Below are 14,825 nucleotides of genomic sequence, written 5' to 3' on the forward strand. Positions count from 1 at the left end.
CAGTGTCTCAGGCGTGGAGGAAGCGGGCGTACCACTGCCCGCTGGCCTTCAGGATGCGCCGCTGCGTCGGGTAGTCGACATAGGTCAGCCCGAAGCGGCGGGTGTAGCCCTCGGCCCACTCGAAATTGTCGAGCAGGCTCCAGGCGAAGTAGCCCTTGAGCAGCACGCCCTGGCGCATCGCCTCGCGCGCGGCGGCCAGGTGGCGCGCCAGGTAGTCCAGACGTTGCTCGTCCGGCACCTGGTCATCGGGGCCCAGCGTGTCGTCCCAGGTCGAGCCGTTCTCGGTCAGGTAGATCGGGCCGGGGGTGTAGTCGCGCTGCACACGGGTGAACAGCTCGACCAGGCCTTCGGGCGAGACCTCCCAGCCGAAGGCGGTGCGCGGCACGCCCTCGCGCTCGACCACGCGGGTGGCCAGCGGGCCCTGGCCGGGTGCATCGGCCACCTCTTCAGGGAAGTAGTAGTTGACGCCCAGGAAATCGGTGCGGGTGGCGATGGCCTGCAGGTCACCGGGGGCCACCTGCGGCGCCCGGTCGCCCAGCAGGGCCAGCGTGTCGGCGGGGTAGCCCCGGCCGTGCAGCGGGTCCAGGAACCAGCGGTTGCGCAGGCCGTCGTGGCGCTGCACCGCGGCCTGGTCGGCGGCCGAGTCGCTGGCCGCATGGATGGGGTGCAGGCTCAGCGTGATGCCCACCTGCGCGCCGGGGCAGGCGGCGCGGATCACCGGCACCGCCAGGCCGTGCGACAGCAGCAGGTGGTGGCAGACCTGGATCGCGGCGCCGAAGTCCTGCACGCCGGGCGCGTGGCAGCCCTCGGCATGGCCCAGGAAGGCGGTGCACCAGGGCTCGTTGTGGGTGATCCAGTGGCGCACCCGGTCACCCAGGCGCCGCACCACCAGGTCGGCGTAGTCGACGAAGGCGTCCACCGTCTCGCGTTGCACCCAGCCACCGGCGTCCTGCAGCGCCTGCGGCAGGTCCCAGTGGTAGAGCGTGGCCCAGGGCTGCAGGCCGCGTTCGAGCATGCCGTCGACCAGGCGTTCGTAGAAATCCAGGCCGGCTTGCAGCCCCGGTCCGCGGCCGCTGGGCTGGATGCGGGGCCAGGCGATGGAAAACCGGTAGGCGTTGACGCCCAGCGATTGCGCCAGGTCCAGGTCCTCGGGCCAGCGGTGGTAATGGTCGCAGGCCACCGCGCCGCTGCTGGCGTCGCGGATGCGTCCGGGCTGGGCGCAGAAGCGGTCCCAGATCGATTCGCCGCGGCCGCCTTCATCGACGGCGCCCTCGATCTGGTACGAGGAGGTGGAGCAGCCCCAGCGGAAATCGGGCGGGAAATCGGTGCGGCGCAGCTGGCGCGCCGTCGGAGCATCGAACATCGTGGCGTCGTGGTCGTGTCGGAGGAGCGACCGGGGCGGCCTGGTCGCGGGTTGCGCCAGGACCGCCCCGTTCGCGGGCCAGGGTCAGAACTTGTAGTTCACGCCCAGCAGGTAGCGGCGACCGTACTCGATGTAGCGCTCGGGCATCATGCGCAGCGGCGTCGAGGTGGACGAGTCATCCGCCAGCGCGGTCTTGTACGGCGTGTTGTCCAGGTTGTTGACCTGCAGCAGCACCGACACGCCCTTGAGCGGACCCGACTCCCAGCTGTAGCCCAGCTGCAGGTCGGTGATCTTCTCGGCGTCGATCGCCGAGAGCGACTTGTCGATCCACACGCCGCGCACTTCCGCCACGAACTTCGAGCGGTAGCGCTGCGCCACGCGGAACTGCCAGCCGTTCTTCTCGTAGTAGCCCTGCAGCGAGTAGACCTCGCCCGACAGGCCCTCCAGGCTGCGGTTCAGCGCGGCCTTGCCGTCATTGGCCGTGCCCGGCAGGTTGCTCACCGTGTGCGAGTAGCTGGCGATGATGCCGAAGCCGTCCAGCATCGGGCTTACCAGGTTGCCTTCCAGCGCGGCGGTGACCTCGTGGCCGGCCACATGACCGCCCTTGCCGTTGACCGGCGCGGTGAGCTTGCCGATGTTGCTGATCGGCGTGGTGCCCGAGGTGTTGGGGAAGCCGGTGAAGTCGAACTGGAAGTCCTCGACATAGATCGAGTTGGCCAGCTTCTTGTGGAAGCCCGCTACCGACACATAGCTGCGCTTGCCGAAGTACTTCTCCAGCGAGATGTCGATCGCCCGGGCGCGCCACGGCTCGAGGAAGGGGTTGCCGCCCGAGCCGGACCACTTGCCCAGGTCCTGGCCGCTGGTGGCCACACTGGCCGAGAAGCCGGCGCGCATGTCGTCCATGTTGGGCCGCGCCACCACCTTGGCCAGGCCGAAGCGCATCAGCAGCGAGGGCTGCAGCTCAGCCACCAGGTTCAGGCTGGGCAGCACGTCGGTGTAGCTGGTGCCGAAGGTCATGGGCGTGGCCGCATTGGCGTTGGCGTCCCAGGCCAGACCGGTCGAGCTCTGGTTGGCATGCACCACCTGCAGACCCAGGTTGCCGCGCACCGGCACGCCGGCGTTGAAGTCCAGGTCGACCTTGCCGTAGGCGGTGGTGACCTTCTCGTCGACACCCCAGATCCGCCCCGGCGCCGAGGACTGGTTGACCACGCCCGAGTTGTACAGGCCGGCATTGATGGCCGCCATCATGTCGAAGCTGACCAGGCCCGGCACCTTCGAGAAGGCCATGTTCACCGGCGACTGCAACAGGCCGGCCGGGAAGGGCTGGCAGACATCGTTGCCGACGCAGGTGGTGCCGTTCTTCAGCGCATAGATGGTCTGGGTGCTGTTGCGATCCTTGCTGCGCTGCGAGTAGTTGACACCCCCTTCGAAGCCGCTGACGACGCCCCACTCCAGGTCCTTCTTGGCCCCCAGGCGCAGCGACTTGAGCTCGTCGCTGACATGGATCGGCGACAGCGAGCCCGCCTGCCCGACCCCGTTGAGGTTGCCCCAGCCCGACAGGCCGCGCAGCTGGATGTTGTTGGCGTCGCCGTAGTTGCCCAGCGGGGTGAACTGCGAGAAGCCACCATTGGGATTGGCCACGAAGTCGAAGCCGCCCAGGGTGGTGGCCGACGCATAGGCCTCGCCCACCAGCTCGTCGCGCTTGGCCTTCGACCAGCTCAGGTCGGCCACGCCCTTCCAGCCGGCGGCCAGGTTGGCTTCGGTGTTCCAGCCCAGGGCGGTGATGTTGTCATCGCGCTGGCCGTAGCGGGTCAGGATGCGCGGATCGACGTTGGTGACGCGGCCACCCACCAGGTAGCGGTCATTGCCGATGAGCTGGGTCTTGATGTTGCTGTAGATCGGGCCACCGTTGGCCTCGTGGCCGGGGGTGCCGTCGCCCGACCAGTTCGGCCCGAGGTCAGCCTGCAGCTCGCGGCCCTGGGCGTCCTGGCTGAACTTGGAGTAGTACAGGTCGACCTGGCTGCGGATGTCCTTGTTGGGCTTGAACTCCAGCACGGCCAGGGCGCCGTCGCGCACCTGCTTGGTGGCGGTGACGCCGGTCTCGAAGCCCTGCAGCGTGTGCGGCGCCTTGGACGGGTCGGTGTTCTCCAGGCCGCGGAAGGCGCCGCCCCAGATCGCCGAATTGCCCCACCACCAGTGCTTGAAGTAGCGCTCCTGGCTGGTGCTGTCCAGGTGGGCAAAGCCCAGCGCCAGGCCGACGGTGTTGTCGGCGAACTGGTCGACGTAGGACACGCTCAGGCGGTTGCCGGTGGCGCTGCTGCCGGGCACCTGGGCGCCGTTGCTGTTGCGCTCGCCGCGCACGCCAACGCTGATGATGCGCTCGCGGAAGTCCAGCGGCCGCACCGTGCTCATGTTGACCGTGCCGGCCAGGCCCTGGCTGGCCAGGCTGGCATCGGGCGTCTTGTAGACCACGGCGCCGTTGATCAGCTCGCTCGGGAACTGGTCGAACTCGACCGAGCGGTTGTCGCCGGTGGAGACCACCTCGCGGCCATTGAGCAGCGTGACGCCGAACTTGGGCGCCATGCCGCGCACCGACAGCACCTGGTCGCGGCCGTTCACGCGCTGCGCGGTCAGGCCGGGCAGGCGGGCCAGCGACTCGGCGATGCTGATGTCGGGCAGCTTGCCCAGGTCCTCGGCCGAGACGGCCTCGACCACCGAAGTGGACTCGCGCTTGATGGCCACCGAGGTCTCGATCGCCCGGCGGATGCCGGTCACGACCACCGACTGGGTGTCCTGCGCGTCCTGTGCCAGCGCCGGGCCGGCCGGCAGGCCCAGCACCACCAGGCTGGCCAGTGCCAGCGGCGACAGACGCACCACCGGGGTGCCGGGCGACGAGAGAGAGCGCCGCTGTCGAGCGCGGGCATGTGTCATGGGATGTCTCCTGTGGTTGGAACGGGAAGCGGGCAGTGCACTGCGGCACCTTTCGCTGATTCTTAACGAGATGGAAATGTTGTTAATTGAACGTTAACCCTAGGTTGTCCACTTCCCGCCACGTCGCGCGCTACAGTCCGGGCCACCATGCCCACCACCCCCACGCTGCTGCTGGCCGAGGACGACGCCATCCTGGCCGACGCGCTGTCGGCCCAGTTGCAGCGGGCCGGCTTCCAGGTCGAGCACGCGCCCAACGGCGCGGTGGCCGAGTACCTGCTGCTGCGTCAGCCCTGGGATGTGGCGGTGCTGGACCTGGGCCTGCCCATGGTGGACGGCCTGACCGTGCTGCGCCGCGTGCGCGAGGCGCGCAAGCCGGTGCCGGTGCTGGTGCTGACCGCGCTGGACAGCCTGGCCGACCGCGTTGCCGGGCTGAACGCCGGGGCCGACGATTACCTCACCAAGCCCTTCGACTTCCCTGAGCTGGAAGCGCGGCTGCATGCGCTGCTGCGCCGCAGCCGCCCGGCCACCGGCGACATCGGCCTGGGCCGGCTGGTTTTCGACCGGCCCGCGCGCCGCGCCACGGTGGACGGCCAGGCGCTGGAGCTCAGCCCGCGCGAGTGGCTGCTGCTGGAGCTGCTGCTGAGCCGCCGCGAGCAGGTGGTCACCAAGGACGAGATCGTCCAGGCCTGGGCCGCCGATGGCGCCGATCCCGGGGCGGCCGGCTCGATCGAGGTCTTCATCCACCGGCTGCGCCGCAAGCTGGAGGACTCCGGCCTGTCGATCCGCACGGTGCGCGGGCTGGGCTACCTGCTCGAACCCGACACCACCCGCGCCTGAGGCATGAACGGCCTGCGTCACCTGGCCCGCCTGCCCGGTGCGCGCTCGCTGCACCGCCAGCTGCTGCTGTGGCTGCTGCTGCCGCAGGTGGTGCTGTGGCTGGCGGCGGCGGGCTTCACCTACAAGCTGGCCGGCCACTATGTGCAGGAGGCGATCGACGCCAGCCTGGTGCAGGCCTCGCGTGCGCTGGCGCGGCAGATCAAGCCCACCGCCACCGGCCTGTACATCGATTTCCCGCGCTCGGCGCAGGAGATCCTGGAGGCCGACCCGTCCGACCGCGTGCTCTACGCCGTCAGCTCGCCGCCGGGTCAGTTCCTGATCGGCACGCCCAACCTGCCGGTGCCCGACATCCCCGAGCCGCGCCTGGGCGAGCCTTACCACTACGACAGCCTGCTGCCCGACCCGGCCCGCACCGAGGCCGCGCCCGAGCCGGTGCGCATGGTGGCGCTGTACCTGCCCTTTGCGGCCGAGGGCGCGTCGGACGGCATGATGCTGGTGCAGGTGGGCCGCTCGCGCGCCAACCGCGAAGAGCTGGCGCGGCGCATCCTGGTCGACACCGCGCTGCCGCTGTCGGCGCTGGTGGTGCTGATGACGCTGATCGTCTGGGCCGGCATCCGCGCCGGCCTGCAGCCGCTGGACCAGCTGCAGCAGCGGGTGCAGGGCCAGACCGCCAACGACCTGGCGCCGATCGAGATCGAGGCGGCGCCGCCCGAGGTGCGCTCGCTGGCGCGCGCGATCAACACCCTGCTGGCCGAGGTGCAGCACAGCGTGGCGGCGCAGAAGCGCTTCATCTCGGACGCCGCGCACCAGCTGCGCACGCCGCTGGCCGGCCTGAAGAGCCAGACCGAGCTGGCGCTGCGCGAGGCCACCGACCCGGCGCTGCAGGCCCGGCTGACCCGGGTGCACGAGAGCGCCGCGCGCAGCGCGCACCTGGTCAACCAGTTGCTGACGCTGGCGCGCGCCGAGCCCGAGTCGGCCTCGCGCCAGGACCGCGCGGTGCTGGACCTGGCGCGGCTGGCGCGCGAGCTGACCGCCGAATGGGTGCCGCGCGCCCTGGCCGCCGGCGTGGACCTGGGTTACGACGAGCCCGAGCCGGCGCCGCCGCCCGAGGACACCCAGGTGGAAGGCATCGCGCTGCTGCTGCGCGAGGCGCTGCACAACCTGATCGACAACGCGGTGCGCTATGCCGGCGCCGGCCGTGTGGTGACGGTGCGGGTGCGCCAGGGTGGCGGGCAGGTCTGCATGGAGGTCGAGGACGACGGCCCCGGCCTGTCCGAGCCGGACCGCGAACGCATGTTCGAGCGCTTCACTCGCGCCCGCCACGACGGCAGCGGCTGCGGCCTGGGCCTGGCCATCGTGCGCGAGATCGTCGAGCGCCACGCCGGCCAGGTGCGCCTGCTGCCGGCCTCGCCGCGCGGCCTGCTGGCGCGCGCCTGCCTGCCGCAGGTGGCCGGCGGCGGGCCCGCCAGGGTAAGCCCCGAGCGTTCATAGTTTAATGAAACATTAACATCGCGGGCGTTTCCAGACCCTCTGCCCGCGTGTCCCGCCCTCCGCTTGCTCCCCCGTTCACCCGCCGCCGCGTTCTTGGCGCGGCCGGCGCCTGGTGCATGGGTGCCGCCGCTGGCCCGGCTGAGGCGCAGACGCCGCGCCGGCTCAGCGTGGCGGCCTTTCCGCTGCTGGACAAGCTGATCGAGGGCATGGCACCGCGCTGGCGTGAACGCCACCCCGGCGTGGCGCTGGAGGTGATCAGCCGCCAGTGGATGGACCACCACACGGCCATGACCACGGCGCTGTCCACCGCCTCGCACCTGCCCGACGTGATGGCGCTGGAGATCGGCTTCGTCGGCCGCTTCGGCCAGGGCAGCGGCCTGGAGGACCTGCGCCAGCCGCCCTTCAACATCGAGGCCGATGCGCCACGCTGGATCCGTGGCGCCTACGAGCAGGGCCGCAACCGCCGCGGCGAGCTGGTGGCGGCGCCGGCCGACGTGGGCCCGGGCACGATGTTCTACCGCGCCGATGTGCTGGACAAGGCGGGCGTCGATCCAGCGCGCCTGAGCGCCTCGTGGGACAGCTACCTCGACGCCGGCCGCCAGATCCAGGCCCGCACCGGCGCCAGGCTGGTGGGGCATGCGCTGGAGCTCAAGGACATCGTCGCGCGCACCGGCATCGCCCCGGGTGACGGCCTGTACTACGGCGCCGACAACCACCCGCAGGTCACCTCGGCGCGCTTCGTGCGCGGCTTCACGCTGGCGCGCCAGGTGCGCCAGGAGCGCCTGGACGGCCGCTACATGATCTGGACCAACGAGTGGGTCGAGGCGCTGCGCCGCGGCCGCGTGGCCACCGCGCTCAGCGGCGCCTGGATGGCCGGCCAGCTCAGCGGCTGGCTGGCACCCGAAACCGCCGGCCTGTGGCGCGCCGCGCCGCTGCCCGAGGGGGCGCTGATCGGCTATGGCGGCTCCAGCTACGCCATCCCGCGCCGCTCCGACCCCGCCACCAAGGCGCTGGCCTGGGATTTCATCCGGATGATGACGCTGGACCCGGCGGTGCAGCTGCTGGCCTTCAAGCAGTTCGACGCCTTCCCCACGCTGCTGGCCACGCTGGACGATCCGTTCTTCGACGAGCCGCTGCCCTTCCTGGGTGGTCAGCGCGCACGGCGCCAGTGGCGCGACACCGCGCGTCGCCTGCCCGCAGTGCCGGTGCACAAGCAGAACGCCTTTGCCGAGGAGGTGGTGGGCGGCGAGCTGGACAAGGTGATGGACCACGGCAAGGACATCACGCAGGCGCTGCAGGACGCGGCGCGGCTGCTGGAGAGGCGGGCCAATCGATGAGCGCACCGCGCCGTGCCTGGATCCCGCCCGCCTGGGCGCCCTACCTGTTCGTGGCGCCCTTCTTTGCGCTGTTCGCGGTGTTCGGCCTGTTCCCGCTGCTGTTCTCGCTGTGGCTGGCCTTCCAGTCCTGGGAGCCCACCGGCGGCCTGGGCGCGATGCACTGGGTGGGCCTGGACAACTTCGCCTTCGCCATCGGCGACGAGTGGTTCTGGAAGGGGCTGTGGAACACGCTGTGGCTGTCGGTGATGTCGGGCGTGCCGCAGCACCTGGTGGCGCTGCCGCTGGCGGCCTTCATCGACCGCCGCGTGCGCCGCGGCCGCGACTGGGTGGTGGGCGCGTACTTCCTGCCCTACATCACCAGCACGGTGGCGGTGGCCATCCTGTTCGCGTCCTTCTTCTCCACCGACTACGGCCTGGTCAACACCACGCTGCAGCGCCTGGCCGGCATCAGCGGCATCGACTGGCTCAACCGCCCCGAGTTCATCAAGCCAGCGATCGCGATGGTGGTGTTCTGGCGCTTCCTGGGCTTCAACCTGGTGCTGTACCTGGCGGCCATCCAGACCATTCCGCGCGACCTGTACGAGGCCGCCGCGCTGGACGGCGCCACGCCCTGGCGGCAGTTCCTGCACATCACGCTGCCCTCGCTCAAGCCGATGATCTTTTTCGGCGTCACGCTCAGCGTGATCGGCGGGCTGCAGCTGTTCGAGGAGCCCTTCGTGCTGACCAATGGCCGCGGCGGCTCGGACCAGGCCGGCATGACCGCGGCCATGTACCTCTACCGCATGGCCTTCGATTTCAATGACTTCGGCGGCGCCAGCGCCATGTCCTGGCTGCTGTTCCTGGTGGTGCTGGGCATGACCTGGCTGACGCACCGACTGCTCAAGCCCAGCGAATGAAGCGCGCCACCACCCCGTCGCTGGCCACCGGCGCCGCCTACGCCGTGGTGGGGGCCGGCGCGCTGCTGATGCTGGCGCCGTTCTGGTTCATGTTCGTCTTCGGCACGCACCCGCGGGGCGAGATCTTCCGCCTGCCCCCGCCGGCCTTCTTCGGCAGCGCGCTGCTGGAGAACCTGGGCATCCTGACCGCCAAGCTGCCGTTCTGGCACAACGTGGGCTGGAGCCTGTACGTGGCGCTGATGTCCACCGGCCTGACGCTGCTGTTCTGCTCGATGGGCGGCTATGCCTTCGCGCGGCTGGAGTTCCGCGGCAAGAACGCGCTGTTCGGCTTCGTGATGGGCACGATGCTGCTGCCCACCTTCATGAACATGATCCCCACTTTCATGGTGATGGACGCGCTGGGCTGGATCGACCAGCACCGCGCGCTGTACATCCCCGGTGCAGCCAGTGCCTTCGGCATCTTCCTGGTGCGCCAGTACGCCGGCAGCGCCATCCCGAAGGAGCTGGTCGAGGCCGCGCGCATGGACGGCTGCAGCGAGTGGGGCATCTACTGGCGCATTGCGCTGCCGCTGCTGCGCCCGGCGCTGGGCACGCTGGGCCTGGTCACCTTCATCGGCTCGTGGAACAACTTCATGGCGCCGCTGGTGGTGATGCGCAGCACCGCCCATTACACGCTGCCGCTGGCGCTGCGCACGCTGCAGGCGCCCAGCAGCACCGAATGGGGCGCGCTGATGGCCGGCTCGGCCATCGCCACCTTGCCGTTGATCGTGCTGTTCGCGATCAGCTCACGCCAACTCATCGCCGGTCTGACGGCCGGCGCCGTCAAGTGACCATGAGCCTGCCCATCGATCCCGAGCACCGCCTGCCGAGCGACTTCGTCTGGGGCGTGGCCACCAGCGCCTTCCAGATCGAGGGCGCCGCCCACGACGACGGCAAGGGCGAGTCGATCTGGGACGTGTTCTGCCGCCAGAGCGGCGCCATCGCCGACGGCAGCGACGCCAGCGTGGCCTGCGACCATGTGCACCGCCTGGATGAGGACCTGGACCTGATCGCCAGCCTGGGCGTGGACGCCTACCGCTTCTCGATCAGCTGGCCGCGCGTGCAGCCGCAGGGCTGGGGGCCGTGGAGCGAGGAGGGTCTGGGCTTCTACGACCGGCTGGTCGACGGACTGCTGGCGCGCGGCATCCAGCCCTTCGCCACGCTGTACCACTGGGATCTGCCGCAGGTGCTGCAGACCCAGGGCGGCTGGGTGGCGCGCGACACCGTGCACCGCTTTGTCGACTATGCGCGCGGTGTGCAGCGCCGCCTGGGCGACCGGCTGGCCAGCATCGCCACGCACAACGAGCCCTGGGTGATCGCCACCCTGGGCCATGAGCTGGGCATCTTCGCGCCCGGCCAGAAGAGCCGCGCCGCCGCTGCCCAGGTCAGCCACCACCTGCTGCTGAGTCATGGCCTGGCGCTGCAGGCCCTGCGTGCCGACGGCGCCACCGCGCCGCTGGGCATCGTGCTGAATATGTCGCCGCAGGATCCGGCCACCCCCGACCCGGCCGACCAGGCGCTGGCGCACCTGCAGGACGGCCGCGGTCTGCGCTGGTACATGGACCCGCTGCTGCGGGGCCGCTACCCCGAGGACGTGTGGGCCGATCTGGGGCGCGACGCGCCGCGCATGGAACCGACCGACCTGGCGGCCATTGCGCAGCCGCTGGACTGGCTGGGGGTCAACTACTACACCCGCAACGTGTCCAGCAGCGCCGGACCCTGGGACCCGGCCGCGCACGGCCTGCCGGTGACCGACATGGGCTGGGAGATCTGCCCAGACAGCTTCCACGCGCTGCTCACCCGCCTGCACAGCGACTACGCGCTGCCCCCCACCTACATCACCGAGAACGGCGGCGCCTTCCCCGACCCGGTGCAGGCCGACGGTCTGGTGCACGACCACGACCGCATCGACTACCTGCGCACCCACATCGCCGCCGTGGTGCGCGCCGCCCAGGAGGGCGTGCCGCTGGCCGGCTACTTCGTCTGGAGTCTGATGGACAACTTCGAATGGGCCAGCGGCTATGCCAAGCGCTTCGGCATCGTGCATGTCGACTACGCCACCCTGGCGCGCACCCCCAAGGCCAGCGCCCGCGCCTACCGCGACGCGCTGACGCGCTGGCGCGCCGGAGCCCGCGCATGAAGGCGCTGGCCACCGCCCTGTGCGCCGCGCTGCTGGCGCTGGCCGGCTGCAGCAGCCCGCCCCAGCGCGTGCAGCCGCTCACCGCGCCGCTGCCCGAGCGCCTGGCCGTGCCCGCCGGCTACACGCTGGTCTGGTCCGACGAGTTCGACCGCGACGGCCTGCCCGACCCCGCGCGCTGGGTGCACGACACCCACCGCAACCGCGAGGGCTGGTACAACAAGGAGGCCCAGTACTACAGCGACCGCCGCGCCGAGAACGCGGTGGTGCAGGGCGGCCAACTGCACATCACCGCCCGCCGCGAAGCGCTGCGCGAGCAGCCCGACTGGGGCGGCCAGCCCTACAGTTCGGCACGGCTGATCACCAAGGGACGAGGCGACTGGACCTACGGCTTCTTCCAGATCCGCGCCAGGCTGCCCTGCGGCCAGGGCACCTGGCCGGCGATCTGGATGGTGGGCAGCGGCGGGCGCTGGCCGGCCGATGGTGAGCTGGACATCCTGGAGCAGATCGGCGAGCGACCCGACCGCGTCTTCAGCACCGTGCACACCCAGGCCGGCAGCGGCGCCTGGGGCAGCGGGGCCGAGCGCACGCTGACCGACGTGTGCACCGCCTTCCACGACTACCAGATGCACTGGACGCCCACGCACATCGACTTCGGCATCGACGGCGTGGCGCACTACCGCTACCTCAACCACGGCGGCGACGCCTGGCCCTTCGACCGCCCGCAGTTCCTGGTGCTGAACATCGCCATCGGCGGTGACCTGGGCGGGCGCGTGGACGACAGCATCTTCCCGGTGACGATGGCGGTGGACCATGTGCGGGTGTGGCAGGCGGGGAGCGCCCGATGAGGGCCTGGCTGCTGGCGCTGCTGCTGGGCCTGGTCGGCGCCGCGCAGGCCGCACCGCCGCTGAAGGTGGCCACCTACAACCTGCGCCTGAACGAGCCCGAGGACGGCCCCAACGCCTGGCCGCACCGCCGCGAGCAGGTCAAGGCCCTGATCCGCTACCACCGCCTGGACCTGGTGGCCACGCAGGAAGGCCTGATCGACCAGATCCATGACCTGGAAGCCATGCCCGGCTGGGCCCGCGTGGGGGTGGGCCGCGACGATGGCCGCGAGGGTGGCGAACACTCGGCCATCTTCTTCCGCCGCGAGCGCCTGGCGCTGGAGGACCACGGCGACTTCTGGCTCAGCGCCACGCCCGACAAACCGTCGATGAGTTGGGATTCGAACTGCTGCCACCGCCTGGCCACCTGGGCCCGGCTGCGCGACCGCGCCAGCGGCCAGCGCTTCATCACCTTCTCGGTCCACTTCGACCACGAGGCCGCGGTGTCGCGCCGCGAATCGGCGCGGCTGCTGGTCGAGCGGGTGAAGGCCCTGTCCCAGGGCCTGCCGGTGCTGTGCCTGGGCGACTTCAACGCCACCCCCGACAGCGAGCCGGTGGCGATCATGCGGGCCGCGCTGCGCGATGCGCGCGAGCTGAGCGAGTCACCACCCTATGGGCCGATGGGCACCTTCAATGCGTTCCAGTGGGATGCGGCGGCGGAGGAGCGCATCGACTACCTCTTCGTCAGCCCGGGGGTGCGGGTGCTGGACTATGCGGTGCTGACCGATTCATTGCGGGGGCGCTATACCAGTGACCACTTTCCGTTGGTGTTGACGGTACGCTGGGGTGGGCGGGCTTCGGCGGGCAGCAACGGCGGGCGATGACTCGTCACGCTCCGGGCGAGGCATTCAGTGCCATGCACAAGATGGTTCCGGATGTAGCTTTTGGGCTACAATCCGGCCATGCGCGTCGAGAAGACGAACGAGTATCGCGAGTGGATTGACAGCCTCAAGGACACTGCCGGGCGTGCGCGCATCCTGATGCGTGTCGACAGGCTCGTCCATGGCAATCCGGGCGCGCACCGCATTGCCTGACTCACGGCGTCTCGGAGCTCAAGGTCGATGTGGGCCCAGGCTACCGTGTGTACTACACCCAGCGCGGTGACCGCTTGCTGTTGCTGCTCATCGGCGGTGACAAGTCGACCCAGTCCAAGGACATTGCCAGGGCCATTCGCCTGGCCCAGTTGTACGGAGAGTGAATATGGCCACTGCTGCCCGCAAGTCGACCCCCAAGGTCAAGACGTCCTCGTACGATGTGGCCGAGCATCTGCGCACGCCTGAGGAGATGGCGGCGTATCTGGATGCCTGGCTCGAGGACGCTCCCGATGACGTGTCCGGCATTGCACGCGCACTGGGTGACATCGCTCGCGCCAAGGGCATGAGCCTGGTCGCCAAGGAGGCTGGCCTGAGCCGCGAGAGCCTTTATCGTGCGCTCAGCGAAGGCGGAAATCCCAGCTTCGCCACGGTGCTCAAGGTGGCGCGTGCGCTCGGTGTTCGCCTGCACGCCCAGCCGGCGTGAGCGCACACCCGGTGGACCCTCATTGGCGAGCGCGATGCACAACCTGACGTGGACGCAGGCCGAGAAGAGCCTGTCACGTCGCCTGTTTGACCAGGCGCTCGATGCGGAACTGGCTGACACACTGGCCCAGTTCAAGGCCCGGGCAGCGGCGGTGTCGAGCCCCGAGGCGATGTGGGCCATTCAGCCCTTCCTGGCTGACCGGCAACGCGAGATCGACGCCAAATATGACTACCGGTACTCGCAACTGATCATCGTGTTCGGTCGCCTGTTGCGCGAGGGACGGATCCAGGAGGCGCAATTGGCTGGGTTGTCGGAAGACAAGCAGGCGCTGATCAAGCATGTCGGCGGCCTCTAGCGGGCCGTGGCAGAGCTCGTCTCACTACACCGTTTTCGTCACCTTGCTGAGATGCCTCGGCTGGTCCGGGTCCATCCCCCGCGCCTGGGCCAACTGCGCCGCCATCCCGTAGAACGCCTGGATCGCGCACGCCGGATCCAACTCCGGCAGCGTGGCCGTGGGCAGCGTCAGATCGCGTTCGGGCACATCGGCCGGTGCCGCCAGCAGCACCGCGGCACCCCGCTGCCGCATGTCGGCGGCCAGCGCGCGCAGGCCCGGTTGCGTGGGTCCACGCAGCGCGAAGACCAGCAACGGGTAGCCGGGTTCGACCAGGGCCATCGGGCCGTGGCGGATTTCGGCGCTGCTGAAGGCTTCGGCCTGCAGGGCCGAGGTTTCCTTGAACTTCAGCGCGGCCTCCTGCGCCACCGACAGGCCCAGGCCGCGGCCCACCACCATCAGGTGGCGGGCGCTTTGCAGCACGGGCAGGGCGGCCGACCAGTCGGTCTGGGCGGCGCGGGTCAGGTCGTGCGGCAGTTCGGCCAGCGCGGCGTGCAGGGCGGCGGAGTCCTGCCAGTGGGCCACCAGGCGGGCGGCGGCGGCCAGGCTGGCGATGAAGCTCTTGGTGGCGGCCACGCTGCGCTCGGGGCCGGCGTGCAAGCCGATGGTCCACTCGGTGGCCTGGGCCAGCGGGGATGTGGTGTCGTTGACCAGGGCCACGGTGCAGGCGCCGCTGGCGCGCAGCGCGCGCATCGGCTCGACCACGTCGGGGCTCTGGCCCGATTGCGACACGGCCACGGCCAGTGCGCCGGCGGTGCGCAGCGGGGCCTGGCCCAAAGTCAGCAGCGACAGCGGCAGCGAGGCCACCACGCAGCCCAGGCGCGCCATCACCAGGTAGGCCAGGTAGCTGGCGGCGTGGTCGCTGCTGCCGCGGGCCAGGGTCAGCGTCACCGCGGGTGACAAGGCGGCCAGGTGGCGGCCCAGCGCGGCCAGGCGCGCGTCCTCGTCAATGCCCTGGCGCTCGACCGCGGCAGCGGCCTCCAGGGCTTCGTCGCGCATGC

At 70.4% G+C, this 14,825-nt stretch carries 15 protein-coding genes; 12 read left to right on the forward strand and 3 right to left on the reverse strand.

Annotated features, from left to right (window positions below):
• Positions 1–7 precede the first annotated feature (7 nt).
• On the reverse strand, positions 8–1,363 hold the full coding sequence (locus KAK07_RS09625) for a GH1 family beta-glucosidase (protein ID WP_210860499.1): 1,356 nt from the start codon (positions 1,361–1,363) through the stop codon (positions 8–10).
• Positions 1,364–1,447: 84 nt separating this feature from the next.
• Positions 1,448–4,294: a TonB-dependent receptor gene (locus KAK07_RS09630; protein ID WP_210860501.1), complete on the reverse strand. Its 2,847-nt coding sequence runs from the start codon at positions 4,292–4,294 to the stop codon at positions 1,448–1,450.
• A gap of 147 nt (positions 4,295–4,441) precedes the next feature.
• Here KAK07_RS09630 and KAK07_RS09635 point away from each other — a divergent pair, with 147 nt between their 5' ends.
• The 12 genes from KAK07_RS09635 to frp all read left to right on the forward strand — a co-directional run bounded on the left by KAK07_RS09635 (position 4,442) and on the right by frp (position 13,788).
• Positions 4,442–5,131 (forward strand): response regulator transcription factor, encoded by a 690-nt coding sequence (locus tag KAK07_RS09635; protein WP_210856964.1) that lies wholly within the window; start codon positions 4,442–4,444, stop codon positions 5,129–5,131.
• A gap of 3 nt (positions 5,132–5,134) precedes the next feature.
• Positions 5,135–6,622 carry a sensor histidine kinase gene (locus KAK07_RS09640; protein WP_210856965.1) on the forward strand — a complete coding sequence of 496 codons (1,488 nt, stop codon included), beginning with the start codon at positions 5,135–5,137 and terminating at the stop codon, positions 6,620–6,622.
• Positions 6,623–6,738: 116 nt separating this feature from the next.
• Complete coding sequence (locus KAK07_RS09645; protein ID WP_210860503.1) at positions 6,739–7,959, forward strand: ABC transporter substrate-binding protein; 1,221 nt, start codon at positions 6,739–6,741, stop codon at positions 7,957–7,959.
• Positions 7,956–8,855 (forward strand): carbohydrate ABC transporter permease, encoded by a 900-nt coding sequence (locus KAK07_RS09650; protein WP_210860505.1) that lies wholly within the window; start codon positions 7,956–7,958, stop codon positions 8,853–8,855. Before KAK07_RS09645 ends, KAK07_RS09650 begins: the two co-directional genes overlap by 4 nt.
• On the forward strand, positions 8,852–9,685 hold the full coding sequence (locus KAK07_RS09655) for a carbohydrate ABC transporter permease (protein ID WP_210856968.1): 834 nt from the start codon (positions 8,852–8,854) through the stop codon (positions 9,683–9,685). Before KAK07_RS09650 ends, KAK07_RS09655 begins: the two co-directional genes overlap by 4 nt.
• Positions 9,686–9,687: 2 nt before the next feature.
• Positions 9,688–11,034 (forward strand): GH1 family beta-glucosidase, encoded by a 1,347-nt coding sequence (locus KAK07_RS09660; RefSeq protein WP_210856969.1) that lies wholly within the window; start codon positions 9,688–9,690, stop codon positions 11,032–11,034.
• Positions 11,031–11,879, forward strand: coding sequence for a glycoside hydrolase family 16 protein (locus tag KAK07_RS09665; protein ID WP_210856970.1), 849 nt, complete (start codon positions 11,031–11,033; stop codon positions 11,877–11,879). The genes KAK07_RS09660 and KAK07_RS09665 overlap by 4 nt, the downstream gene beginning before the upstream one ends.
• Complete coding sequence (locus KAK07_RS09670) at positions 11,876–12,739, forward strand: endonuclease/exonuclease/phosphatase family protein (RefSeq protein WP_210856971.1); 864 nt, start codon at positions 11,876–11,878, stop codon at positions 12,737–12,739. The genes KAK07_RS09665 and KAK07_RS09670 overlap by 4 nt, the downstream gene beginning before the upstream one ends.
• Positions 12,740–12,817: 78 nt before the next feature.
• Entirely contained in the window at positions 12,818–12,949 is a 132-nt protein-coding gene (locus tag KAK07_RS25730; protein ID WP_310738709.1) for a hypothetical protein, read from the forward strand.
• Positions 12,950–12,996: 47 nt separating this feature from the next.
• Complete coding sequence (locus KAK07_RS25735; protein WP_310738710.1) at positions 12,997–13,113, forward strand: addiction module toxin RelE; 117 nt, start codon at positions 12,997–12,999, stop codon at positions 13,111–13,113.
• Positions 13,114–13,115: 2 nt separating this feature from the next.
• Positions 13,116–13,433: an addiction module antidote protein gene (locus KAK07_RS09680; RefSeq protein WP_210856972.1), complete on the forward strand. Its 318-nt coding sequence runs from the start codon at positions 13,116–13,118 to the stop codon at positions 13,431–13,433.
• A gap of 34 nt (positions 13,434–13,467) precedes the next feature.
• Entirely contained in the window at positions 13,468–13,788 is a 321-nt protein-coding gene (gene frp, locus KAK07_RS09685) for a fluorescence recovery protein (protein WP_210856973.1), read from the forward strand.
• Between the two features lie 24 nt (positions 13,789–13,812).
• Here frp and KAK07_RS09690 read toward each other — a convergent pair whose 3' ends face one another.
• Positions 13,813–14,823 (reverse strand): SIS domain-containing protein, encoded by a 1,011-nt coding sequence (locus KAK07_RS09690; protein WP_210856997.1) that lies wholly within the window; start codon positions 14,821–14,823, stop codon positions 13,813–13,815.
• Positions 14,824–14,825 lie beyond the last annotated feature (2 nt).

This window comes from Ideonella alba (genome assembly GCF_018069875.1).
Lineage (GTDB): Bacteria > Pseudomonadota > Gammaproteobacteria > Burkholderiales > Burkholderiaceae_C > Ideonella > Ideonella alba.